General features: G+C 36.2%; 20 protein-coding genes, 1 tRNA gene and 1 pseudogene. 18 read left to right on the top strand and 4 right to left on the bottom strand.

The features are described 5' to 3' along the window. Positions 1-147: 147 nt before the first annotated feature. The 7 genes from Bho11B_RS06485 (at position 148) to Bho11B_RS07345 (ending at position 6093) form a co-directional block, all read left to right on the top strand. A complete protein-coding gene (locus Bho11B_RS06485; RefSeq protein ID WP_078673948.1) occupies positions 148-1248 on the top strand; it encodes an Mrp/NBP35 family ATP-binding protein in 1101 nt (366 codons plus the stop codon). Between the two features lie 63 nt (positions 1249-1311). Then, on the top strand, positions 1312-2013 hold the full coding sequence (gene pyrF / locus Bho11B_RS06480) for an orotidine-5'-phosphate decarboxylase (protein WP_035006862.1): 702 nt from the start codon (positions 1312-1314) through the stop codon (positions 2011-2013). A gap of 59 nt (positions 2014-2072) precedes the next feature. After that, positions 2073-2981 carry a 16S rRNA (cytidine(1402)-2'-O)-methyltransferase gene (gene rsmI, locus Bho11B_RS06475; protein WP_078673947.1) on the top strand — a complete coding sequence of 303 codons (909 nt, stop codon included), beginning with the start codon at positions 2073-2075 and terminating at the stop codon, positions 2979-2981. Next, the gene (locus tag Bho11B_RS06470) at positions 2962-3333 is read left to right on the top strand and encodes a YraN family protein (RefSeq protein WP_078673946.1); all 372 of its coding nucleotides are present in this window, start codon (positions 2962-2964) and stop codon (positions 3331-3333) included. Before rsmI ends, Bho11B_RS06470 begins: the two co-directional genes overlap by 20 nt. Positions 3334-3437: 104 nt before the next feature. Next, entirely contained in the window at positions 3438-3683 is a 246-nt protein-coding gene (locus tag Bho11B_RS06465; RefSeq protein WP_078673945.1) for a hypothetical protein, read from the top strand. Positions 3684-3959: 276 nt separating this feature from the next. Further along, positions 3960-4742: a pyrroline-5-carboxylate reductase gene (locus Bho11B_RS06460; RefSeq protein ID WP_078673944.1), complete on the top strand. Its 783-nt coding sequence runs from the start codon at positions 3960-3962 to the stop codon at positions 4740-4742. Between the two features lie 163 nt (positions 4743-4905). Next, on the top strand, positions 4906-6093 hold the full coding sequence (locus Bho11B_RS07345) for a flagellin (RefSeq protein WP_078673943.1): 1188 nt from the start codon (positions 4906-4908) through the stop codon (positions 6091-6093). A gap of 277 nt (positions 6094-6370) precedes the next feature. Here Bho11B_RS07345 and Bho11B_RS06450 read toward each other — a convergent pair whose 3' ends face one another. The 3 genes from Bho11B_RS06450 to Bho11B_RS06440 are packed head-to-tail and all read right to left on the bottom strand — an operon-like array spanning position 6371 to position 9763. After that, positions 6371-8032, bottom strand: a complete 1662-nt coding sequence (locus Bho11B_RS06450; RefSeq protein WP_078673942.1) for an electron transfer flavoprotein-ubiquinone oxidoreductase — start codon at positions 8030-8032, stop codon at positions 6371-6373. A gap of 3 nt (positions 8033-8035) precedes the next feature. After that, positions 8036-8965, bottom strand: a complete 930-nt coding sequence (locus tag Bho11B_RS06445) for an electron transfer flavoprotein subunit alpha/FixB family protein (protein ID WP_078673941.1) — start codon at positions 8963-8965, stop codon at positions 8036-8038. Between the two features lie 51 nt (positions 8966-9016). Further along, on the bottom strand, positions 9017-9763 hold the full coding sequence (locus tag Bho11B_RS06440; protein ID WP_035006877.1) for an electron transfer flavoprotein subunit beta/FixA family protein: 747 nt from the start codon (positions 9761-9763) through the stop codon (positions 9017-9019). A gap of 325 nt (positions 9764-10088) precedes the next feature. Here Bho11B_RS06440 and Bho11B_RS06435 point away from each other — a divergent pair, with 325 nt between their 5' ends. From Bho11B_RS06435 to Bho11B_RS06385, 11 genes and pseudogenes are all read left to right on the top strand, one after another. Further along, positions 10089-10745, top strand: coding sequence for a hypothetical protein (locus Bho11B_RS06435; protein ID WP_051668868.1), 657 nt, complete (start codon positions 10089-10091; stop codon positions 10743-10745). 222 nt (positions 10746-10967) lie between these two features. Continuing rightward, positions 10968-11888 carry a sulfite exporter TauE/SafE family protein gene (locus tag Bho11B_RS06430; RefSeq protein ID WP_078673938.1) on the top strand — a complete coding sequence of 307 codons (921 nt, stop codon included), beginning with the start codon at positions 10968-10970 and terminating at the stop codon, positions 11886-11888. 2 nt (positions 11889-11890) lie between these two features. Next, positions 11891-12691, top strand: a complete 801-nt coding sequence (locus tag Bho11B_RS06425) for a TIGR02186 family protein (RefSeq protein WP_078673937.1) — start codon at positions 11891-11893, stop codon at positions 12689-12691. Positions 12692-13042: 351 nt separating this feature from the next. After that, the gene (gene xseA / locus Bho11B_RS06420) at positions 13043-14476 is read left to right on the top strand and encodes an exodeoxyribonuclease VII large subunit (RefSeq protein ID WP_078673936.1); all 1434 of its coding nucleotides are present in this window, start codon (positions 13043-13045) and stop codon (positions 14474-14476) included. After that, positions 14454-15081: pseudogene (locus Bho11B_RS06415) on the top strand (DNA-3-methyladenine glycosylase I). Before xseA ends, Bho11B_RS06415 begins: the two are co-directional and overlap by 23 nt. Before the next feature lie 677 nt (positions 15082-15758). Continuing rightward, positions 15759-17378, top strand: a complete 1620-nt coding sequence (locus Bho11B_RS06410; protein WP_078673934.1) for an ABC transporter substrate-binding protein — start codon at positions 15759-15761, stop codon at positions 17376-17378. 182 nt (positions 17379-17560) lie between these two features. Further along, positions 17561-19168: an ABC transporter substrate-binding protein gene (locus Bho11B_RS06405; RefSeq protein ID WP_078674169.1), complete on the top strand. Its 1608-nt coding sequence runs from the start codon at positions 17561-17563 to the stop codon at positions 19166-19168. 168 nt (positions 19169-19336) lie between these two features. Further along, on the top strand, positions 19337-20350 hold the full coding sequence (locus Bho11B_RS06400) for an ABC transporter permease (protein WP_371441550.1): 1014 nt from the start codon (positions 19337-19339) through the stop codon (positions 20348-20350). 3 nt (positions 20351-20353) lie between these two features. Beyond that, positions 20354-21271, top strand: a complete 918-nt coding sequence (locus Bho11B_RS06395) for an ABC transporter permease (RefSeq protein ID WP_078673932.1) — start codon at positions 20354-20356, stop codon at positions 21269-21271. Next, positions 21264-22133 carry an ABC transporter ATP-binding protein gene (locus Bho11B_RS06390; RefSeq protein WP_078673931.1) on the top strand — a complete coding sequence of 290 codons (870 nt, stop codon included), beginning with the start codon at positions 21264-21266 and terminating at the stop codon, positions 22131-22133. The genes Bho11B_RS06395 and Bho11B_RS06390 overlap by 8 nt, the downstream gene beginning before the upstream one ends. Before the next feature lies 1 nt (position 22134). Continuing rightward, entirely contained in the window at positions 22135-22920 is a 786-nt protein-coding gene (locus Bho11B_RS06385; RefSeq protein WP_035006889.1) for an ABC transporter ATP-binding protein, read from the top strand. 438 nt (positions 22921-23358) lie between these two features. Here the strand turns inward: Bho11B_RS06385 and Bho11B_RS06380 are convergent. Beyond that, a tRNA-Met gene (locus Bho11B_RS06380) sits at positions 23359-23435 on the bottom strand. Positions 23436-23455 lie beyond the last annotated feature (20 nt).

Raw genomic sequence — 23455 nt, 5'->3', positions numbered from 1 at the left:
AATTGTTTGTTTTCAAATTATCGGATGCATTGTGCTTTTGAATACAGTATCATTGTTTTTAATAAGAGAAATTAGGTAGGCGGTTAATTTGAAAATTTTTCATCCTTATTGCCGTATTATCTAGCATTTGTACAGAGAGGAAAGAGCGTGGTTTCTATTACACGCGAGGCAATCCGCAAAGAATTACATAAAGTTAAAGGCCCTAATTTTGAGAGTGATATTGTATCATTAGGACTTCTTTCAGAAATATTTATTGTTGATGGAAAGGTCTTCTTTTCGATTACTGTTCCTGATGGATGTCTGCAGGAATTTGAATCATTGCGTTGTACTGCTGAAGAAGTTGTGTCTGCTATGGAAGGCGTTAAAAGCGTTATAGTTACGCTTACAGCAGAAAAAAAATCGAAGACATTTTCTTCTCAGGTCAATAAAAATACAACTGTTCATGAGCCAAAACGTAAAGTAGGTGGTGCTTTACTCAGGAAAACACCGATAGAAGGTGTGCGACATGTCCTTGCAGTTGCTTCTGGAAAAGGAGGCGTTGGTAAATCTATAATGGCGATGAATATTGCATTAGCTTTACAAGATGCTGGTTTTAAAACGGGGTTAATGGATGCAGATATTTATGGTCCCTCTCTGCCACGTTTGACAGGACTTGTTAATCAACAACCAGAAATGATTCATGGTAAAAAGCTACAACCTCTTGAAAAATTTGGTCTCAAATTAATGTCGATGGGTTTTTTGATTGAAGAAGAAAAACCGATAGTATGGCGTGGGCCTATGGTAATGGCTGCGGTAACTCAATTACTGAGAGATGTTTTATGGGGGCCTCTTGATGTTTTGGTAGTTGATATGCCTCCAGGGACAGGAGATACGCAATTAACGCTTGTTCAACAGGCTCAGTTAACAGGGGCATTGATTGTTTCGACTCCACAAGATTTGGCTTTGATTGATGCGCGTAAGGCTATAGAAATGTTTATGAAAGTTGAAGTTCCTATTTTAGGGGTTATTGAGAATATGAGTTATTTTATTGCTCCTGATACTGGAAGACGCTATGATATTTTCGGTTATGGTGGAGCACGATCAGAAGCAGAAAGTCGGGGAATTCCTTTTTTGGCAGAAGTACCACTTGATCCAGTTTTACGATCTTCTTCAGATGATGGGGTGCCCATTTTTGTTGCTGATCCTGGAGGAGAGCATGCCCAACTTTATCGTACAATAATTCACCAGGTGAAAGATAAACTTTCTTGAATTTTTGTTTTTTCGTATGGTTCATTGAGACCGAATAATGATGAAACCTAAGGGAGTATTTTTATGAAAGCGACAGTGGATGGACGTCTTATTGTTGGGTTAGATGTTCCAGATATGAAGCAAGCAGAAAAAGTAGTTACACAATTAGGTGATTATATCAGTTTTTATAAAATTGGTTATCAATTTGTTTTTTCTGGAGGGATGGAATTCGTTAGAGATCTTATTCAAGCGCGAAAAAAAGTCTTTTTTGATATGAAACTCCTAGATATTGATTATACGATTGCGAAAGCTGTAGAAAATATTGCAAAATTGGGCGTTTCAATGCTAACGATTCATGCTTATCCAACAGCTATGCAAGCAGCTGTTTCAGCTGCTCAAGGAAGTGACTTATGTTTGTTGGGAGTGACGGTATTGACATCAATGGATGAAGTTGATCTGAAAAATGCCGGTTATAAAGAGAATATAGCAGATTTGACAGTTAAAAGAGCTGAACAAGCTCGAGAAGCAGGGATGGGTGGAATTGTTGCATCAGCCCGTGAAGCAGCCAATTTGCGGAAGATTATTGGAACTGATATGGCCTTAGTAACGCCAGGGATTCGTCCTGCAGGAAGTGATAAGGGTGATCAAAAACGTGTGATGACTCCGAGGGAAGCATTAGATGCTGGTGCAAGCCATCTTGTGGTAGCACGGCCGATTGTTCAGGCGATTAATCCTTTAGCTGCCGCTAAAGCAATTTTAGCAGAAATGGCTGGTCATCATCAGTGAAAGCTATCGGTGTAATCTTGTAGAATAAGAGAAGACCTAGGCTAGGATAAAGGAAGAGTATGAGTGAAAAGGCGTATTTTATAGGTTCTCACGCTTATTCTGCACCTGTTATGGAACAAGGGCTTTATTTAGTAGCAACCCCTATTGGCAATCTTGCAGATATAACCATTCGTGCTTTACAAGTTCTTGCAGGAGTTGATCTTTTAGCTTGTGAAGATACACGAGTAACGCGTATTTTATTGGATCATTATGGTATTCAGAGAAAACTCTTTCTTTATCATGAGCATAATGCACAAAAAGCACGATTGAAGTTGTTAGCAGCGTTGGCAGAAAATAAAACGGTGGCACTTGTATCAGATGCTGGAACTCCTCTTATTTCTGATCCTGGATTTAGATTGGTAGAAGAAGCACGGAGAGCAGGTCATAAAATTATTCCGATTCCTGGTGCATCAGCTCTTTTAGCAGCGCTTATAACGACAGGTCTTCCTACGGACAGTTTTTTCTTTGCAGGCTTTTTGAGTACAAAAAAAACGCAACGTCAGAAGCAGTTAGAACAATTAAAGGCTGTGCCTGCAACTTTAGTTTTTTATGAATCGCCTCACCGCCTTTTAGAAGCGTTACAAGATATGGTTCTTATTTTTACAGCTGATCGTCCAGCGGCCATATGTCGTGAATTAACCAAAAAATTTGAAACAGTGGATGTTTCTACTTTAGGAAATTTAGTTGAAAACTATCAAAAGAAAGATCGTATTCGTGGGGAAATTGTTGTACTGGTTGGAGAAGAAACCAATTCTTTCGAAGCAATAAGCCCTCATGAAATTGATAAGATATTGCTAGACTTAGCAAGTGTTCATCCTGCAGCCAAAGCGGCTGCTTTAGCTGCAAAAAAAACAGGGTATAAAAAACAGGAACTTTTTCAGCGTTTAACTCTTTTAAAGGGAAAAAGAGATGAATCAACAAAAACGTAGACGAATCTCTTTTTATTGGGGTATTCGTGCAGAAAAATTGGCAGCTTGGTGGTTGCGTTTGAAAGGATTTCGTATTGTTCAAAGGCGTTTTAAAACAAAATGTGGTGAAATTGATTTAATAGCAAGACGTGGAAATCTTGTTTTAATTGTTGAAGTTAAAGCACGTTCAACATTGGCTGAAGCAATGACTGCTGTTTGTCGAACAAGTGAAAAGCGTATTGAGGCGACAGCTGATATTTGGCTTGCTCAACAAAAGGATCGTTCCCTTTTATGTGTGCGTTTTGATTTGATTGCAATTTTGCCATGGTGTTGGCCTCATCATGTGCCGGCATTTTTTGAGCCTTCTCAATAAATATATTTCACTATAGTTGCCAAAGCTATTCTGTCTTATATGCCTATAGACTATGCCTATAGACTGAGAGAGAAGAAGAGATATTTCTCAAAATGAGGACAAGTATGGATGATTATGAAAAGTTTGCAACGGGATTACTCGTTGTTTTTGGAATGCTGATTATTAGTGGTTTAATGGCAGCGCATATTGTGGCTATGAATAAACCGGGCTTTTTGTTTGCATTATTGGCGGCTATTATTGGTTGGTTTTCTGCTTTTTCAATTTTATTAGATAAACCTAAAATTTATTTAGGAATGATTATTCTTGCTATTTTATCTGTTGCTGCTTCTATTGGCTATTATATTCAATGAAACAGATCACGCTAAAGTGATTTTTATGTGTATGCTCGCCTATCTGTTAGGATGCATTGTATACACAGATAAGAGATTTTTAAAGATAGGAACAGAAAAAGAGTATGTTCATTTTTTCATCACGCTATCACGCTATAATGTTTAGATTAAGCTATAGAGGTTTTTATAGAACAAAGTTTGTTTTCGAAGAAATGATCTATTTTTATTGGAAAGAACTTTGCGTGAATCTTGGGTAGTAATAAGCTTTATTTATGATGACGAGGATGAGAAATAGAAATGAGAATTGGTTTTCTTGGGACAGGTACAATTAGTGCTGCAATGGTGGATGGTTTAATGGCAAGCACTTTTGATGTACAGTCAATTATCGTTTCTCCGCGTAATGCACAGAGGGCAAAGCATTTTGCGCGTATGTATGAGAAGGTGACAATTGCAGAAAATAACCAAAAATTATTGGACGTGAGTGATTGTGTTTTTCTGTGTTTGCCCAATCAAGTTGCAGAAGAGGTCTTACGTGGTCTTTCTTTTCGTTCGAATCAGCTTGTTGTGTCTGTTCTTGCGATGGCGCCGATGGCAGAAGTTGAGGAATGGATCAATCATAAAGTTTATCGTGCTGTTCCTTTGCCTTTTATTGCAGAATGCAAAAATGTAACGCCATTCTATCCGGACCATCCGTTTTTACGCACGATGTTTAATGCGTTAGGGGGCGCGCTCGTCCTTCATGAAGAAAATCAGTTTAATCTTTTCATGACGGCAGGCTCATTGATGGGGGTTTATTTTAATTTTATAGAAACAGCGCATCAGTGGTTGGTAAACAAGGGATTAGATCCGCTTTATTCAGCAAATTTTCTTGCCATGATGTTTGGTAATCTTTCCGATGAAATGCGCAAGCAAATAGAAGACAATCATTCAACAGCTGTTAATTTTTCTTCCTTTGAAAGAGAGTTTTCAACGAAAGGAGGAACCAATGAATTTTTATCAAATTGCTTTTCTCATCATGGTGGGCAACATGCTTTAACAATGGCTCTTGAGAAAACTTTGCAAAAAATAAAAGCTTGTTGATAAATTCAATAAAAACTTGATTAAGCATTTTTTATTTGATACCAATAGCCGCAGTGATAGGTTGAATTCTATTTTATTTATTCAATAGGCATGATGTCGCTCTGTCACTCGCTGCGTAGAACAGCATGTCCCTTTTTTATTTTTTCGTTATGGGGACGATATTATGGGTACAAGTTTACTTACAAATAAATCTGCAATGACTGCATTGCAAACTTTACGTAACATTGATGCTAACTTAGATCGCTCGAAAGATCGCGTTTCGACAGGATTGCGTATCAACAATGCTTCTGAAAACACTGCATATTGGTCGATTTCATCAATGATGAGACATGACAGTAACACGATGAGTGCTATTGTAGATGCAATTAATCTGGGTAAAGAACAAGTTGGTATTGCTGATACAGCAATTGGTCTTACCAAAGAAGCTCTTGATGATATTCAAAAATCAATGGTTTCTGCTCGTGAAAAGGGTAGCGATGACATTTCTAAGATTCAAGACTCTGTTATAGGAAATATGAAAAATATTTCTAATGCAGTTCAATCGGCTTCTTTTGGTGGAAAGAATATTCTCTCCAATGGAGGTCAGACTGTTGGTATGGCAGGAGGGTATCGTCGTGAGGGTACCGCTGTTTATGTTGATATGATTGATGTTGGTGGTCCAGAATTGAATTTTGGTGTTATTGGTCCTGATGGTGCGATTGATATGACTCAAGGTGTCTTGTCAGGTATCTTTGGAACCAGTAAAGAAGGTGCCATTGAGAAGGGAATTGAAACCTTCGGTACTGCGCATACTAAGTTTAAGGAGTTAGAAGATGTTGCAGTGAAGGCAAAGACTGCTCTTGCTAAGGCAGAAGCTGTGCTTGCTGCCAATCCTGAGGATGAGGCTGCTAAAAAGGCTGTACAAGACGCTAAAAAGGCTGTAGAAGACGCTGATAAGAAGGTGGGTGAGGGCAAAAAAGAATACGATAAAGCAACAGGTGTATTCCAAAGTGTGCTTCGTGGTATGACTTTAGCTGATTTTACTGGATTGAAAGGTCTGGGTGAGTTGCACTCAGATATACAACGTATGATTTTGACGAGCGTTCAGAATACAGTGCGTGATGCAGTTAATGTAACTTTGACTGCAGGTTCTAAAATTGGAGCTGCTGTTAATTTGGTGAATATTCAGTTAAACTTTGTTAAAAAGTTGCTTGATAATATTGAAGTAGGTATTGGTGCACTTGTTGATGCTGATATGAATGCAGAATCTGCTAAATTGGCTGCTTTGCAAGTTCAGCAACAGCTTGGTATTCAGGCTCTTTCCATAGCTAATCAAGGAAGTCAGAATATTTTAGCTTTGTTTCGTAATTAGTAATTCATTGAGTAGAGTTTAGTAAATGTAGAGTAGAAAGGCCATGCACTGCATGGCCTTTTTTATGTCTTTTAAAGAGAGACAATAATGAAGTTGGGTTGATTACGAGCACTTATCTAAAGCTTATATTTGAAGATATGATGTACAATGTTATTCGCTTTGTTTTAGGAATTGAGTTTATCAATCTTGCACTATTAAAAATATTAAGAATTTTTTTGAATAAAATGCATTCTTAATTGAATTTAGAATATCCAATTTTTCTGGTAGAGATCTTTCATTACATATTTTTATAAATAGGTCCTTCATTTCCCTGTGGACAGGTCCAATGGATATTTTGATTAGGATCTTTTATATCGCAAGTTTTGCAATGTATGCAGTTTGAAGCATTGATCATATAAGTTTCATGATCATCCTGTTTGATCCATTCATAGACGGCGGCAGGACAGTAGCGTGTTGAAGGACCTCCATAGATTGCATATTCAGAGTTTTTTTGTTTTTCTATGGAAATTATTTTGAGATGGCAAGGTTGGTTCTTTTCGTGGTGTGTATTTGAAAGAGCGACACTAGAAAGACAATCAAAGGTTACAATACCATCTGGTTTAGGATAAGCAATAGGATAAAATTTTTCTTCGGGTTCAAGACATGCATAGTCTTCTTTTCCATGAGGAAGTGTTTTAAATAAAGAAAAACCGAAAAATTGTTGCCACCATAAATCAAGACCCGCTAGCATGATACCATATTTTGTCCCGTATTTTGTCCAGAGTGGTTTAACATTCCGGACTGTATAAAGATCTTTGCCAATAGGACCTTTGCGCCAGTGGTCTTCAATTTCTGTAACTTCATCATGGGCTCGACCTTGGGTAAGAGCTGTGGCGATTTTTTCAGCTGCTAATATCCCAGATAATATAGCATTATGTGAACCTTTGATACGGGGTACATTGACGAAACCGGCAGAACAGCCAATCAGCGCTCCACCAGGAAAGGTGAGTTTTGGAACAGATTGCCATCCTCCTTCACTGATGGTGCGAGCACCATAAGCAAGACGTTTTGCACCTTTAAAAAGCTCATAGAGTTTAGGATGCGTTTTAAAACGTTGAAACTCTTCAAAAGGAGAGAGATAAGGATTTTTATAATCCAAATGCACAACAAAACCAACAGAAACCAAATTTTCTGCCTGGTGGTAGAGGAAGCCTCCACCACCAGTATAATTATCCAATGGCCAACCGGCAAAATGTTGAATTAAACCAAGTTTGTGCTTTTGAGGATCAATTTCCCATAATTCTTTAAGTCCGAGACCAAATTTTTGTGGTTCCCTCTCTTTGCTGAGATTAAATTTTTGTATAAGTTTCTTAGCAAGGGAGCCACGTGCTCCTTCTGCAATGAGGGTATATTTTGCCAATAGAGCTGTACCTGGTATATAATTTGTTCCAGGAGTTCCATCTTTTTCAACACCCATATCTGATGTAAGGACACCAATAACAGCTCCATGATCATTGCAGAGAATATCGGATGCTGGAAAGCCAGGATAAATTTCAACGCCCAATTCTTCAGCTTTTTTGCTTAGCCAACGACAGACAGTTCCGAGCGAAACAATATAGCATCCATTATTTGATAAAATTGGAGGGCGGAGAATATTGGGAAATATTTGGGCATTTTTTGATGTAAGTAGAAAAAATTGATCTCTACTGATCGGTGTTGTGAAAGGGTGATTTTGTTCGTTTCTCCATTCTGGCAAAAGTGTATCGATTCCAATGGGATCAATCACTGCTCCTGACAAAATATGTGCTCCGATTTCTGTGCTTTTTTCAAGTATTATAATAGAAAGTTCAGGATTGATCTGTTTTAGACGGATAGCAGCAGAAAGTCCTGCTGGCCCTCCACCTACGATAACAATATCGCATTCTATTGTTTCACGCTGGGTATGTCTCTCTGCACTCATGATTTACAAAGCTTTTTCCAGTTCAGGAATAATATGATGAAGATCACCTACAAGAACGTAATCAGCAATATGCATAATGGGTGCTTCCTCATCATTATTAATAGCAACAATGGTTTGCGCATCCATTATTCCCGCTAGATGTTGGATAGCACCAGAGATACCAATAGCAATATAGAGCTTAGGAGCAACGACTTTTCCTGTTTGTCCGATTTGCCAATCATTAGGGGCATAGCCTGCATCGACGGCTGCTCGGCTTGCTCCTAAGGCAGCACCGAGCTTGGTTGCAAGCGGTAAAAGGAGTGCTTTAAACTGTTCTTCCGAACCGAGACCTCGTCCACCTGATACAATAATACGTGCTGACGTAAGATCTGGACGATCACTTTTGTTTATTTCTTCTTTGACAAAGAAAGAAAGATTTGGATGAGGAGCTGGTATTATTGTTTTAATAGGGGCAACATTTCCTTTAGGTGTTGGCGGGAAAGAAGCTGTACGCACTGTTATAATTTTTTGACGATCATTTGTACGTACAGTTTCAATAGCATTACCAGCATATATTGGTCGCTTGAAGGTATCAGGTGAGACAACAGCGATAATGTCTGAAATTTGCATGAGATCAAGAAGAGCAGCGACGCGCGGCATGACATTTTTTCCAGTGGTTGTTGAAGCTGCCATGATCACGTCATAAGCAGGTGCTTGTTCAACAATTGTCGCTGCCGTGGGTTCAGCTAATTGATATGCTAAATAGTCAGCTTCGGCGACAAGTACCTGTCGAACGCCAACCAATTGAGCACATTGTTCTGCAACAGCATGAACTTTCATACCACAAACAAGAATGTCGATATCATTCCCAATGGATTGAGCAGCAGTGAGAGCTTTCGCTGTTTCTTCTGCTAAGGAATGATTATTGTGTTCAGCTAATAAAAGAATTGCCATAAGTTGTTGCCCTTTTATGCGTTATTACTTTTGATCATTTGTTAGCGCATTTTAAATGCAATTTGTTTTTTTGAGTGCACTAATAAGTTCAGTGACATTTGCTACTTTTATACCAGCTTGACGGGGTTTGGGTTCTTCAACACTGAGCGTTGTGAGACGCTTTTGCGTATCGACACAAAGATGAGCAATATCCTTTTGTTCAATGGGTTTCTTTTTAGCTTTTATAATATTAGGCAGGGAGGTATAGCGTGGCTCATTAAGCCGTAAATCAACAGTCATAACCATGGGAAGAGGAAGGCAAATAGTTTGTGTGCCGTTATCTACTTCTCGGGTGATTTGAGCTTGTCCATTTTCTATATTTAAATATGAAGCGAAAGTTGCTTGTCCCCAACCAAGAAGGCCTGCGAGCATTTGGCCAGTTTGATTGCATTCATCATCAATGGCTTGTTTCCCTAAAAAGACCATATCTGGTTTTTCTTCAAGAATAATAACTTTTAAAGTTTTAGCAATTGCTAAGGGTTCGAGTATTTCATCAGTTTTTACGAGAATAGCGCGATCTGCTCCCATTGCAAGTCCTGTTCGTAAGGTTTCTTGCGCTGCCTCTGGCCCAATTGAAACAAGAATAATTTCTGAAATTTTTCCAGCTTCTTTTTGTCGAATTGCTTCTTCTACAGCGATTTCATCAAAAGGGTTCATAGACATTTTAACATGGGATAAATCAACACCTGTGCTATCAGATTTAACACGTATTTTGATATTGTGATCAATAACACGTTTGACAGCGACAATTATTTTCATGATGATCCTCTTTGTTTATATGCCTATGAGTTTATAGTAATAATTATGGGAAACCAAATCATTTAAAATTGAATTTTATCATAGCTCTTTTTATTTATATAAGCTTCTCTGTATTTATTTGTATTTTTCTCTCTATTTTTAACGCATAGTTTTTGTTTCGTCTCAATATTTATTCTATTTGGTTATAAAAATAGGTTTAGCCTCCTTAATTTTATACAATTATTTTCAATTTTTTTACTATTCTTAAAACTCTATTTACTAAAATAGGTCACATTTTTCATTAATTAATATGATTCATATTGAATGTAGGTAAGGGGTGGGATCTGTGAGTATTAAACACGATGTTCTGAAGCCAGTTAAGCATAAACATTGTTCTCCTTCTACTGTTAATAAAATTCAGGAAATACAAGCACCTTATGGAATAAGAATGTCAGATATTTCTGCTAAGTTACGGTATGTTTATGAAAAAATGCAGATAAAAAAAGCGCATAATCGGTTGGCTAAGCAGGGCCCTGTAGATGATAGTATAGAGTCTTATTTAAATGAAATTAGTCGGGCTATTTTGGCTGAGCATTACGCTCGAAATCAGAAAGAAGAAAAACTTTTTGAAGATTTAGAGCAAATTAAAATACTGGTTCAAACTCTTCTTTGTGAAAAAGAAAATTTACAAAAAACAATCATAAAACAATGTAAATCCTCTTCACAATCAATTAATGCAGTTGTGTACTATCTTGCACATATAGTGCGTGAAAAAAATAAGAATTCTCAATCTTATGAAACGTCCAATATTTTGAAAAAAGATAAAATGCAGCCAGGACAAAAAAATACCGATGATGTATCAGAACAAGAGGATATAAGTTCCTTATCAACGAATTCTACAGAATCATTGAAAAATTCTCTAACAGATAAAAATTCATCCGATGTTCACTTCTTAAGTGGTTTCTTTACAGGGGTTCGGCGTGCATTTTCTTTCAAAGAATAGTTTTTAGAATATACTTTTACGTTATTATGTAATCTTGTCTATTATTAGTTTTAGTGTGTTGCTCTTCAGTTACATGAAGAATATAAGAGATGTGTTATGAACGCTCATGTATATCTTTGCGGCAATATGTATGATGTCAAAGTTGTCTTATAAAGATAAAGATAAAAAATATTGAAAGAAAAAATTAAAAACAAATCTTAAATTTTTGAATATTTTGAATTAGTGAGTATTTATTTACCAATTGCTGAATTGTCATTGAGTATGCTGATTTTAATTAGCATGGGGGCGGTCGTTGGTTTTTTTTCAGGTCTTTTTGGAATTGGTGGTGGTTTTTTAATTACGCCTTTATTGATTTTCTATAATATTCCTCCTACCATTGCTGTTGGAACAGGAGCTAATCAGGTAATTGCGTCATCTGTAACGGGAGCAATTACGCATTTCAAAAAACGTACTCTTGACATTAAACTTGGTATTCTTTTGGTGATTGGAGGAGGAATTGGATCTTTGGTCGGTATTCAAGTTTTTTCTCTTCTCAGAAAATTAGGGCAGTTAGACTTTATGATTTCACTTCTTTATGTCTTCCTTCTTGGAAGTATTGGAAGTTTGATGATGGTTGAAAGTTTATGTGCTATGATGCGACGATGCAAAAAAGAAAAGGTCACTTCTCATTCTCCTCGTTATTATAATTGGATCGATCGATTGCCATTTAAAGTTTATTTTCAAGCGTCGATGATTTATGTAAGTATTATTCCAGTTTTAGGAATTGGTTTTGTTGTAGGGTTATTGTCTTCCATTATGGGCGTTGGTGGGGGATTCATTACAGTGCCGGCACTGATTTATCTTTTACACGTTCCGACCAGTGTGGTGGTTGGAACTTCGCTTTTTCAGATGACATTTGTATCAGCTTTTACCACCGTTCTGCAAAGTGTAAGTAACCAGTCGGTTGATATTGTTTTAGCTTTTTTACTTACGATTGGAGGGGGAATCGGAGCCCAATACGGAATAAGGACTGGACAAAAGTTAAAAGCAGAACAATTACGTCTGGCACTTGCGTTTCTTGTTATAATTGTGTGTATGCGCTTAGCTTTCCAGTTATTTATACGCCCTGATAATCTTTTTTCTCTTGTTATTCTTATGGGATGATAATGGATAAATTTTTCCTCTTATTTATCATGTCAAGCTGGTTTTGTGTTGTTTCTTTCTCTATAGAGGCACAGGGCAGTGAGGAAGTTGGATCAGAAGAGAAGGAGGTTATGCAGATTATTGTTACAACAAATACGATTACAGTTGGGGCAAATTTTTCTGGTCATGATCTTTATATTGCTGGTGTTTTGGAAAATATGAATCCGTTATTCCGCCAACAAAATCGTTACGATGTTATAGTTAGTTTAGAAGGGCAAACTCGATCGATCATTGTAAGAGAAAAGAAACGTAAGTTAGGAATATGGGTTAATGCAGATTCCGTAACTTTTAAAAATGCTCCTCTATTTTATTCAATGGCAACAACGCGTGAAATAGAGAATATCACTGATGCTGAGAGTTATAAACGTTTAGGTCTAGGATTACCTTATTTTTTTCTTTCAACCAATGAAAAAGATCAAGAAAAAATACAAAGTTTTCGTAGTAAGTTGATAAATTTGCAGAAAGCTAAAAATCTCTATCATGAAGAAGTGGGTGGTGTTTATTTTGGTTCTGGTTCCTTATTTACAGCACATTTTCAATTGCCTGCAAATGTTCCTGTTGGACGTTATCATGTGAATGCTTACCTTTTCCGTGATGGGCAGTATGTAAGTAGTGCGACAACTACTCTTGAAATTGTTAAAGCACATGTTGTCTATACCATTTTTCATGAAGCACGCAAACACAGCTTTTGGTATGGAATAGCTGCTGTTCTTGTTGCTGTCATTACAGGATTTTTGTGCCGTTTTGCTTTTCGGAAAGAGTAGAATAAAGAAAAAACTGTAAGGCGTTTAATTTTTCTGTTGAATGATGATATAAGAAAAAAGATAATAATATTTTATTGCTTAAATATAAACTTCTTTTTCTGAACAATGCTTCCATCAATCAATATTTGTATGCGATAAGAGTGAATGTGGTGTTGATATTAAAATAACATGGAAGAAATTTAAAAAATTATAATTCCTGTTGTCGGTAAAGATTTAAAAGTCTATCTTTCCTAAAAAAGATGAAAAGGGTTTCATCCAAGAAGATGTGTTATGGACAAAAAGAATGAAAACATATGTCATCTTATCAGTATAGTTTAGTCTATCATCAATATAAGCGAATTGAAGAATACGATGGATTTGTTTCTTGAAAAATCAGTAGCAACAAATGCGGCAGAGTTTAGTGTTTCTGAAATAGCAGGAGCTTTAAAACGTATTGTTGAAGAAAAGTTTGGTTATGTACGTGTGCGTGGCGAAATATCAGGTTATCGTGGTGTACACGCTTCAGGGCATGCCTATTTTGCTTTAAAAGACGATAAAGCTCGATTAGAAGCTGTTATTTGGCGAGGTGTGATAGAAAAACTCCAATTTCCTCCTGAGGAAGGAATGGAAGTGGTTGCTGTAGGTAAGTTAACAACTTATCAGGGATCATCAAAATATCAAATTATTATTGACTCTCTTGAGCCAACAGGGGTTGGCGCTTTGATGACTCTTTTAGAAAATCGTAAGAAAAAATTTGCAGACGAAGGCTTGTTTGATGAGGCGAAGAAAAAAAAATTGCCTTATATGCCTCGTGTTATAGGAGTCGTGACGTCACCAACAGGAGCTGTTATCCGTGATATTATTCATCGTATATCAGACCGTTTTCCTTTACATATTTTTGTTTGGCCTGTACGGGTCCAGGGAGAGACTAGCGGTCAAGAAGTAGCTGCTGCTATTGCTGGGTTTAACGCTCTACCTTTAGAAAGTGCTATCTCTAAGCCTGATCTTATTATTGTGGCGCGTGGTGGGGGCAGTTTAGAAGACCTATGGGGATTTAATGACGAAGCAGTTGTCCGTGCTGTTAGTGTATCTGCTATTCCAATTATTTCTGCAGTTGGGCACGAAACAGATTGGACACTCATTGATTATGTTGCAGATTGGCGAGCACCAACTCCTACAGGAGCAGCGGAAAAAGCTGTACCAGTTAAATTCGATCTTGAAACACACTTAGCTTCACTTAGCTTACGCTTTCGCGTAGGAGCGGCGCGTTATTTTAGTTTTTATAAACAAAAATTATCTGCTGTTGTACGAGGTCTTCCTACTGCTGATCAGTTATTTGCTTTGCCGCGGCGTAGTTTTGATGAAATTTCAAGTCGGTTACAACGTGCTCTTTGTGTTAATTATGATAAAAAACGTTTTTATTTTTATACACTTGTTATCCGACTTTCCCCACGTTTGTTGAATACTAAAAAAGCACAACAAAATACAAAAGAGTATACAGTACGCCTTCATCATGCTTTTTTACGTAATGTTGAAAAAAAACGTGCCCAAATAAAAATGGCATTTAGACTTTTAAAAAGTACATCTTATCAAAGTATTTTAGAGCGTGGTTTTGTTTTAGCCTTAGGGCAAGAGAATAAACCAATTAAACGATTAGCACAGTTTCCTAAAACAGGACAGATAAGCTTACGATTTTTTGATGGTGAAATTAATGTTTCAACTTGTAATTCTATGTCTAAGAGCGTTCCAAAACCGAAGAAGCGATTAAAACAGTGGCAGGATGATGATCAAGGAACGCTTTTTTGATAGGGTGAATATTCATGCTTGATAAAGGTCTTCTTATGGGTAAAGATGGAAAAATTCGTTGTTCGTGGGCAGGGACTGATCCACTTTATTGTGCTTATCATGATGATATATGGGGAAAGCCTGTTTTTGATGATCGTCTTTTGTTTGCACAAATTTGTCTTGAAGGCTTTCAAGCAGGACTTGCTTGGTTAACAATTTTAAGAAAAATATCCAATTTTTATGATGCTTTTGATGGTTTTGATTTTGAAAAGATTGCACAGTATGATGAAAAAAAAATAGAAATATTGATGCAAGATAAAGGCATTATTCGCCATCGAGGTAAAATTAGATCAGTTGTTAATAATGCTCTCAAAGCTCAGGAAATTATAGCAGAATGGAACAGTTTATCTCATTATTTTTGGTCTTTTCAGACACTACAGTCTGAACAATATGAGAAGACAGATTGTCAGACATGGAAAACTAATTCTGTAACGCCTGCGTCTATCCGTCTTTCTAAAGATTTAAAAAAGCGTGGTTGGATATTTGTTGGCCCTATTACTTGTTACGCTTTTATGCAGGCAGTAGGGATTGTTAATGATCATCTTGAAGGATGTTTTTGTCGATAAATTTGCACAATATTTAAATGTTTATGTAGGGTGTATGAGATCTTTTCAGTTGATAAATTAATATTTTAAGAAGAAATTTTGCATCTAAGCTTAAAAAAATCTCTCTTCACTAGAGTGCTTAATTAGGGGAGGGATATTGATGTAGTGCATAATTTAATATTTAGAATTTTATGATATTTCTGAAAGAGAATAAATATTAAAATTAAAAAGAGTATGTTTTTGTGAAACTCTATGATAAATTTATTTTTCAATGAATAAAATACATTGAATTGTATGTTGTTTTTTGATTACGGTAATTTGGGGAAGTGATCAGAGAGATTGGTGTTCTGTATTTTATAGCGTTTTGAAGACTTAAAATGCAAAGATGGCTTGTTTTTTAGTTTGGTCTTTAAAAGTTAGGTCGCTTTTAGTCGAAGCAGTTATTCAAAAAGATTTGATATATTTACAATACCAAAATATCATGCTACGGTCGTGCTTAATTATCAAAAAGAGATTTGGATATGGTGAGTAAAGTGTTTTTTATAATGCAATGAAGAAATAAGTTTTATTGATTAAGAAAGTAATAACTATGTATACAGAGATACTTGTGTTATGTTTACTTAGTGTTTTCTGATGTAAATTCATTGATTTATATGTAAGCGGCTGATCTATATAATAAAATTCTGGAAGGAAAGTCCATGAATATGAAAAAGAATATATTGAAAGCGAGCTGTTTTTTTGTTTCTGTTCTTGTATCTATAAGCATTTTTGAGCAAAAAACACTAGCAAAAACACCTGTTGATACGTTTGTAATGGCTTGGAATCTTGATGCAATTAAAACGTTTGATCCAGCACAAATCAATGATGTTTATAGTCATGAAATTATTCTCAATATTTGCTCTAGTTTGGCTGATTCTTCTCCCAATGATGCAACTAAGATTATTCCTAGTTTAGCAAAGAGTTGGGATGTTTCAGGTGAAAATAATACAGTAATTACCTTTCATTTGCGTGATGATTTGAAGTTTTCTGATGGTCGATCTGCTAATGCTCATGATTTTGTTTGGAGTATGAAACGGATTGTTGAATTGGATATGGCAGGTGCAACGGCATTTAAAGAGTATGGTATTACCAAACAAACAGTTGATGATGCTATTCAAGCATTAGATGAAAAAACTGTCGTGATGAAATTTGATAAGCCATATTCAGCAGAGCTCATTCTTAATAGTATTGCTGCTAATCGTGTTGCTCTTTTGCTTGATCGTGAAACAATTCTGAAACACGAAAAGAATGGTGATATGGGCAGCCAATATCTAGCGACTCATTCAGCTTGTGTTGGACCCTATCAGTTAATCGATTGGCGTGCAGGAGAAGCAGTATTGTTAGGTGCTAATCCTCATTATTGGGGGGAAAAACCGAAACTCAAAAAAATTCTGATCCGCCATGTTGCTGAGCCAAGTACACAACGTTTATTGCTAGAAAAAAAAGATGTTGATGTCGCTCGTGATTTGACGGTGGATATTTTAGAAGATCTTCAAGAAAAAACAGATGTTAAGGTTGAAAAAGTATTGCAGTCAGCCATGTTTTATTGGGGATTTAATATGACACATCCTATTTTATCCAATGAAAAAGTGCGTTTGGCTCTGCGTTATCTTATTGATTATGAAGGGCTTGGTAAAACAGTGTTGAAAGGTACTGGTATCCCTCGTGCTAGTTTTATGCCTATCGGAAGTTTAGGTGCTTTAAATGAAAAAGAAGGATTGCCTTTTAAGCTTGATCTTGAAAAAGCTAAGCAGCTTCTAACTGAGGCAGGGTATCCAAACGGATTTGAAATAAGTGTTCTTATAGGAACTTCTAATTCTTTGCAGATTGTTCAATCCATTCAAGATAATGCAGCAAAGGTTGGTATTCGTCTGAACATTAAGCGTCTTGCAGGAACACAGCTTTTTTCAAAAGCTTATGCACGTGCTTTTGAAACAATTATTTTGGGATGGAATAGTGAGTCTGTAGATCCTCATACGACAGCTTCACGGATTGTTTTCAACCCTGATAATCAGTTTGAGTCTAAAAATACAGCTTATCCTAGTTGGCAACATGGGTATTTTGATGAAGAGATGAATCAAAAAGTTCAAGACGCTTTGTTTGAAAAAGATCAAACAAAACGGTCACAAAGATATGTCGATTTACAAAACGAATTTATGCAAAAAGGACCTTATGCTTTTCTGTATCAGAAATATAATGTTGTAGCCATCTCCCCTGTTATTAAAAAATGGAGTTGGAATAGTGCACCGCGCATTTTCTATCATACAATTGAAAAATAAATACATATTGGATTATGCGATGTGTAAAGGGTAAGTAATTCGCGCAATCGAGTAAAAGTATATTTCTCTATACATAGAACCTGAAAAATAAGGTGCTGTCTTATAATTGAATAATCATCATCGATTTTTGTTTGAAAGGGTTGGTACAATAAAAAATGCAAACTGAATGGCTGTATAAGAAAATGTTTAAGAGAATTTATGCTTTATTAGGATCAATTGTTTTTTTTAGTGGATTAATGCCAATAATGTTGCATGCATCCCCTAAAAATACATTAGTGATGGCATGGAGTATTGATTCGATTACCAGTTTTGATCCAGCACAATCTGTAGAAGTTGTAACGAGTGAGTTATTGACGAATATTTGCAGTGCATTGGTACAGTATGATCCACATAACTCTACAAAAATTCAGCCTGCTATGGCCAAATCTTGGGATGTTTTGGATGATGGGAAAAAAATCATTTTTCATCTTCGTGATGATTTAAAATTTGATGATGGAACATTAGCAACTGCACAAGATCTTGCTTGGTCAATGCAACGGGTTGTTAAATTAGGATTGAGTTATGCTCAATCTTTAAAAGATTACGGATTTACTGAAGATAATGTTGAAACAAAGATCCAAGCTCTTGATGATAAAACTTTACAAATGCAATTTGATAAACTTTATCCTTTGCGTCTTATATTGACTGTAATTGGACAATCTTATGCTTCTGCTTTGCTGAATCGGCAGAAACTCGAAATGCATGCTGTTAATAATGATATGGGAAATAAATATTTAGCGACTCATTCAGCGTGTGTTGGGCCTTATAAATTAGTACGTTGGGCTCCCGGAGAGCGCGTTGTTTTAGAAGCAACACAACATTATTGGGGAGACGCGCCGAAAATTGAGCGGATTTTAATACTTCATGTGGCTGAATCAGCAAGTCAGAGGTTCCTTTTGGAAAAGGGTGTTGTAGATATATCCCGTGATCTCTCTTCAGAAGATATATTGGATATTGAGAAACAAGAGGGGCCTCTTGCAATTCATCGTGTTTTACGTCCACAGTCTGTTTATCTTTCGTTGAATAATAAGAATGTAATTTTTGCCAATGAAAAAGTGCGTTTGGCATTTCGTTATCTAGTCGATTATGATACGCTCGGTAAAACTGTTTTAAAAGGGATTGCTATTCCTCGTGCAAGTTATATGCCGTTGGGGATACCAGGCGCTTTAGATGAAAAAGAGGGTGTGCCATTTAAGTTGGATTTGAAAAAAGCAAAACAGTTAATTAAAGAGGCGGGCTATGTAAATGGCTTTAAGGCCAATCTTTTAATTGGCAGTTTGTCCTATATGTCATCTGTTGCACAAATTATTCAAGAAAATGCTCGTAAAATTGGGATTGAACTTTCCATTGAAAAAATGTCACAAGCTCAATTATTAAATCGTGTTCGTGGTGGAAATTATGATATTGCTATTATGAGTTGGAATACAGCTGACCCTGATGGGCATGCATCTTCATGGCATCATGTTTTTAATCCTGATCCGACATTTACTAAACCGTATAATATGCATTTGGCTTGGCGGGTTGGATATTATGATGCAAAGGCAAATAAAATGGTGATGGATGCTTTATTTGAAGAGGATAAAAGTAAACGCTTCGAGCAATATCGAGAACTACAAAATTATATTTTAAATCACGGTCCTATGGCTTATTTATTCCAGACATATTATACTATTGGAGTAGGACCTGCAGTGAAAAAATGGGTCTGGAATAGTTTCAGGCTTTATTATAATAAAGCTGAAAAATATATGTAATCAAATGATGAACGAAGTCATATGTAATGTATGGTTAAAATTTGTTTGACTGTAGGGCGAGAAATATCGCTAAACTTATGTTTCATAAGTTGGTAGGGAAATATTATGATAACTTCATCATTGTCAAAGACGGATATAGCAGCATCGCCGAATCAGAAAAATTTCTATATGTCGGCCTTTTTTTTCAAAATTTTTAAACTTTTTATTTCGGTATTTGTTACGTTAATTGGCTTAATAACCATTACTTTTTTTATTGGTCGCCTTCTTCCTTTAGATCCTGTTATTGCTATTCTTGGAGATAATATTAGTCAAGAAGCTTACGATAAAATGTTCTATCGTTTGGGCCTTGATAAGCCATTGATCATTCAATATTGGACCTATCTTCAAAATATTTTTTTGTTTGATTTTGGAGATTCTTTGATTTCAGGGCGTCCTATTTTAGAAGATATCATGCATGTATTTCCTCCAACGCTGGAATTAGCAACAGTTGCTATTATTATTGGTACAAGCTTTGGTATTCCATTTGGTATCATTGCAGCAATGTACCGTAATTCACCCATTGATTATTTTGTACGTCTTTTTACACTGTGTGTTTACTCAACGCCAACTTTTTGGCTTGGATTGATGGCGTTATTGGTATTTTACAATAAGCTTGATTGGATTGGTGGTCCAGGACGTATTGATTTTATTTATGAATATTCTTTTGAAGCTAAGACGGGGTTTTTTCTTTTGGATACTGCAATGCAAGGGCAATGGGAAGCTTTTGGCAATGTTTTCAGTCATATTATTATGCCTGCTTTAATTCTAGCTTTTGGTGCTATGGCTTATATTAGCCGTATGACACGTGGATTTATGATTGAACAACTCAATCAAGAATATATTATTACTGCACGTGTTAAAGGATTATCATGGCGACAAACAGTTTGGAAGCATGCTTTTCGCAATGCCGCTGTTCAGATTATTACTGTTGTTGGACTTTCTTATGCTTTTTTATTAGAAGGTGCTGTGTTAACAGAAACTGTTTTTGCTTGGCCTGGATTTGGACGTTATTTAACGAGTGCACTTTTGGCAGGTGATATGAATGCGGTTGTAGCTTGTACACTACTTATAGGGTGCTTTTTTATTGTTATTAATTTACTTTCTGATTTATTTTATAATATTTTCGATCCAAGGACACGTTAAATTATGGCAATATTGCACAAAAACGAACCCCAATTAAAACATTGGTCAAATAAGCCTGTTCCACAGTCAGTTATTCAGGCAAATATACAAAAATTTTATCATTCGTTAATCCGATTTTTTCGTAATATTTCTGCTTTATTGGGTTTTATTATTATTTTTTCTATTATTGTATGTGCGATTTTTGCACCTTGGATTGCTACCCATGATGTTGTAAGCAATGATCTTGCTCATCGACTTCTTCCACCATCTTCATCGCATTATTTAGGAACAGATGAATTAGGACGTGATATTTTTAGTCGCTTAATTTTTGGTATGCGTATTACCCTTTATATTGTTTTTCTAACTACCATTATTGTGGCACCTATAGGACTCATTGTAGGGACAACAGCCGGTTATATAGGAGGATGGGTTGATACTATTTTGATGCGTATTGTTGATATTTTTCTTGCTTTTCCAAGTTTGATTTTAGCACTTGCTTTTTCGGCTGTTTTAGGACCAGGTATTGAAAATGCTGCAATTGCGATTTCAATTGCAGCATGGCCACCAATTGCACGTTTAGCGCGTGCTGAAACTTTGACAATACGCTTATCTGATTATGTTTCTGCCGTTCGTCTACAGGGAGCATCTTCTTTTCGAATTATTCTATTCCATATTGCACCGATGTGTATTCCCTCGGTAATTGTACGGTTAACGTTGAATATGTCTGCGATTATTTTAACGGCTGCCGGTCTTGGTTTTTTAGGATTAGGCGCTCAGCCACCCAGTCCTGAATGGGGAGCTATGCTTTCAACTGGTCGTGAATTTATGATGACAAGTTGGTGGTTGGCGGCAGTTCCCGGTTGTGCAATATTGCTTACGAGCTTGGGTTTTAATCTTTTAGGTGATGGACTTCGTGATATATTGGATCCGCGCAATGAGTAAAAAATTATTAGAGATAGAAGATTTACACATTTCATTTCCTATAACAGGTGGTATTTCAGATGTTGTGCGTGGTGTTAGCTTTTCTGCTGGGAGAGAAAAAATTGGAATTGTTGGAGAATCTGGATCCGGAAAATCAATAACTGGACGTGCGATTTTAAAACTAAATCCGAAGTCAGCAATCGTTAAAGCTAAAAAAATGCGTTTTGATGATATAGATTTGTTATCTGCGAATGAGTCTCAGATGCGTACTATTCGGGGAAAACGTATTGCAATGATTTTACAAGATCCAAAATATTCGCTTAATCCGTTAATGCGAATTGGGGATCAGATCATAGAAGCTTACCGTGTTCATTATCGTGTTTCAAAAATGGATGCGTGGAAACAGACAATTTCTATGCTCGAATCTGTTCATATTCGTAATCCTGAACATGTTATGCGGTTATTTCCTCATGAAATATCAGGTGGAATGGGGCAGCGGGTTATGATTGCTATGATGCTTATTTCAAAACCTGATTTAGTCATTGCTGATGAGCCAACATCCGCACTTGATATCACAGTTAGATCTCAGGTTTTAACGGTGCTGGATGAGCTTGTAACAAAATCTGGAATGGGACTTATTTTCATTAGTCATGATTTGAATGTGATTGCTAATTTTTGTGATCGTGTTTTGGTTATGTATGCTGGTCGTATCTTAGAAGAATTGTCAGCATCTGATTTATCTCGTGCACGTCATCCCTACACAAAAGCTTTGTTGGCAAGCTTGCCACGGCTTGATAATCCAGTTGATGTTTTAGCTGTTCCTGAGCGAGATCCTAGTTGGTTAGATGGGCCTGCAATTGTTCATGGTGTTGAAAGAGGTTAGTATGACCAATTATGAAAATATTGTTGATGTTTCTGATTTATCTGTAACCTTCGGACGTGGTTATCGAGCAACGCCAGTTGTGAAAAATGTTAATTTTCATATTAAGCGTGGTGAAGCTTATGGTTTGATTGGTGAATCAGGGTGCGGTAAATCAACTATTTTAAATGCATTAGTTGGGTTAGTTCCCTGTTCGAGTGGACAGGTCATTTTTGATGGAAAAGAAGTACCGCAGAAAAAAGATAAGGCTTTTCTACGTCGTATTCAAATGGTCTTTCAAGATCCTTATGCATCGCTTCATCCACGAAAAATGATTTATACTGCTCTTTCTGAAGCTCTCTCCATCCATAACATGGATAATAAAGAAGAACGGATACAGAATGTTTTGGATTCTGTTGGTTTAGGTTCTTCATTTTTTTATCGTTATCCACATGAATTATCTGGAGGTCAACGTCAACGTGTTGCTCTTGCGCGTGCTTTGATTATTGAACCAGCAGTTTTGTTACTTGATGAACCAACATCTGCATTGGATGTATCTGTGCAGGCTGAAATTTTAAATTTATTAAAATCATTACGACAAGAAAAACATTTGACTTATTTAATGGTTTCTCATGATCTTGCTGTTATTGCACATATATGCGATCGTGCTGGGATTATGCACAAAGGTGTAATTGTTGAGGAGTTAAGCAATAGCGATTTGCGTCATTTACACGCAAAAGATGACTATACAAAGATGTTTTTTAAATCCAGTATTGAGGCTATTGTTCATAGAGAAGAGAGAGCATTATAAGTCTTATGAGGAGATCAACTTTCTTTTTTAGATAGCTTTTTTCAAAACTAGGAATTTTAAAAGTATAGGGTGAAAAGTTAATTTGAATGATCAGGTTATGTTCTGTGTATATGATTATACATGACTTCATTATAAATCCGAGCAATTAATTCTGAACAACTCGTATTATTCTTTGTGCTCATACTGCTTTTAATCATTTTATTATAAAAATTGAAAATAAAAAATACAGAAAAATAATTGTTTCATTTTTCCATATAATTACATTAAGTCCTTGAGTGATGAAAGAATAGTATTACTATAAAATTTTTTTAAGAAAAATTTATGTATTTTTTATTGCTTTCTATTCATTGATTATAAAAAGTTATTTATAATAATTCAGCAAAATTAATTGGAGTTATATGATGAAAATTTTTCTAAAAAATGTCATAAAATAAATATTGGTAGCGGAGGAGGGATTCGAACCCCCGACACAAGGATTATGATTCCTCTGCTCTAACCTACTGAGCTACTCCGCCAAAACAGATAAATCTGATTA

The organism is Bartonella sp. 11B, assembly GCF_002022625.1.
Taxonomy (GTDB): Bacteria; Pseudomonadota; Alphaproteobacteria; order Rhizobiales; family Rhizobiaceae; genus Bartonella; species Bartonella rochalimae.
Note: the sequence above shows the minus strand (reverse complement) of the source record. Positions and strands in the feature narration are given on the sequence as shown.

Excerpts from the sequence above, each read along its gene's own strand:
- pyrF (WP_035006862.1), top strand. The coding sequence starts at position 1,312 with ATGAAAGCGACAGTGGATGGACGTCTTATTGTTGGGTTAGATGTTCCA.
- rsmI (WP_078673947.1), top strand. The coding sequence starts at position 2,073 with ATGAGTGAAAAGGCGTATTTTATAGGTTCTCACGCTTATTCTGCACCT.
- Bho11B_RS06470 (WP_078673946.1), top strand. The coding sequence starts at position 2,962 with ATGAATCAACAAAAACGTAGACGAATCTCTTTTTATTGGGGTATTCGT.
- Bho11B_RS06465 (WP_078673945.1), top strand. The coding sequence starts at position 3,438 with ATGGATGATTATGAAAAGTTTGCAACGGGATTACTCGTTGTTTTTGGA.
- Bho11B_RS06460 (WP_078673944.1), top strand. The coding sequence starts at position 3,960 with ATGAGAATTGGTTTTCTTGGGACAGGTACAATTAGTGCTGCAATGGTG.
- Bho11B_RS07345 (WP_078673943.1), top strand. The coding sequence starts at position 4,906 with ATGGGTACAAGTTTACTTACAAATAAATCTGCAATGACTGCATTGCAA.
- Bho11B_RS06450 (WP_078673942.1), bottom strand. The coding sequence starts at position 8,032 with ATGAGTGCAGAGAGACATACCCAGCGTGAAACAATAGAATGCGATATT.
- Bho11B_RS06445 (WP_078673941.1), bottom strand. The coding sequence starts at position 8,965 with ATGGCAATTCTTTTATTAGCTGAACACAATAATCATTCCTTAGCAGAA.
- Bho11B_RS06440 (WP_035006877.1), bottom strand. The coding sequence starts at position 9,763 with ATGAAAATAATTGTCGCTGTCAAACGTGTTATTGATCACAATATCAAA.
- Bho11B_RS06425 (WP_078673937.1), top strand. The coding sequence starts at position 11,891 with ATGGATAAATTTTTCCTCTTATTTATCATGTCAAGCTGGTTTTGTGTT.
- xseA (WP_078673936.1), top strand. The coding sequence starts at position 13,043 with ATGGATTTGTTTCTTGAAAAATCAGTAGCAACAAATGCGGCAGAGTTT.
- Bho11B_RS06410 (WP_078673934.1), top strand. The coding sequence starts at position 15,759 with ATGAATATGAAAAAGAATATATTGAAAGCGAGCTGTTTTTTTGTTTCT.
- Bho11B_RS06405 (WP_078674169.1), top strand. The coding sequence starts at position 17,561 with ATGTTTAAGAGAATTTATGCTTTATTAGGATCAATTGTTTTTTTTAGT.
- Bho11B_RS06400 (WP_371441550.1), top strand. The coding sequence starts at position 19,337 with ATGTCGGCCTTTTTTTTCAAAATTTTTAAACTTTTTATTTCGGTATTT.
- Bho11B_RS06395 (WP_078673932.1), top strand. The coding sequence starts at position 20,354 with ATGGCAATATTGCACAAAAACGAACCCCAATTAAAACATTGGTCAAAT.
- Bho11B_RS06390 (WP_078673931.1), top strand. The coding sequence starts at position 21,264 with ATGAGTAAAAAATTATTAGAGATAGAAGATTTACACATTTCATTTCCT.
- Bho11B_RS06385 (WP_035006889.1), top strand. The coding sequence starts at position 22,135 with ATGACCAATTATGAAAATATTGTTGATGTTTCTGATTTATCTGTAACC.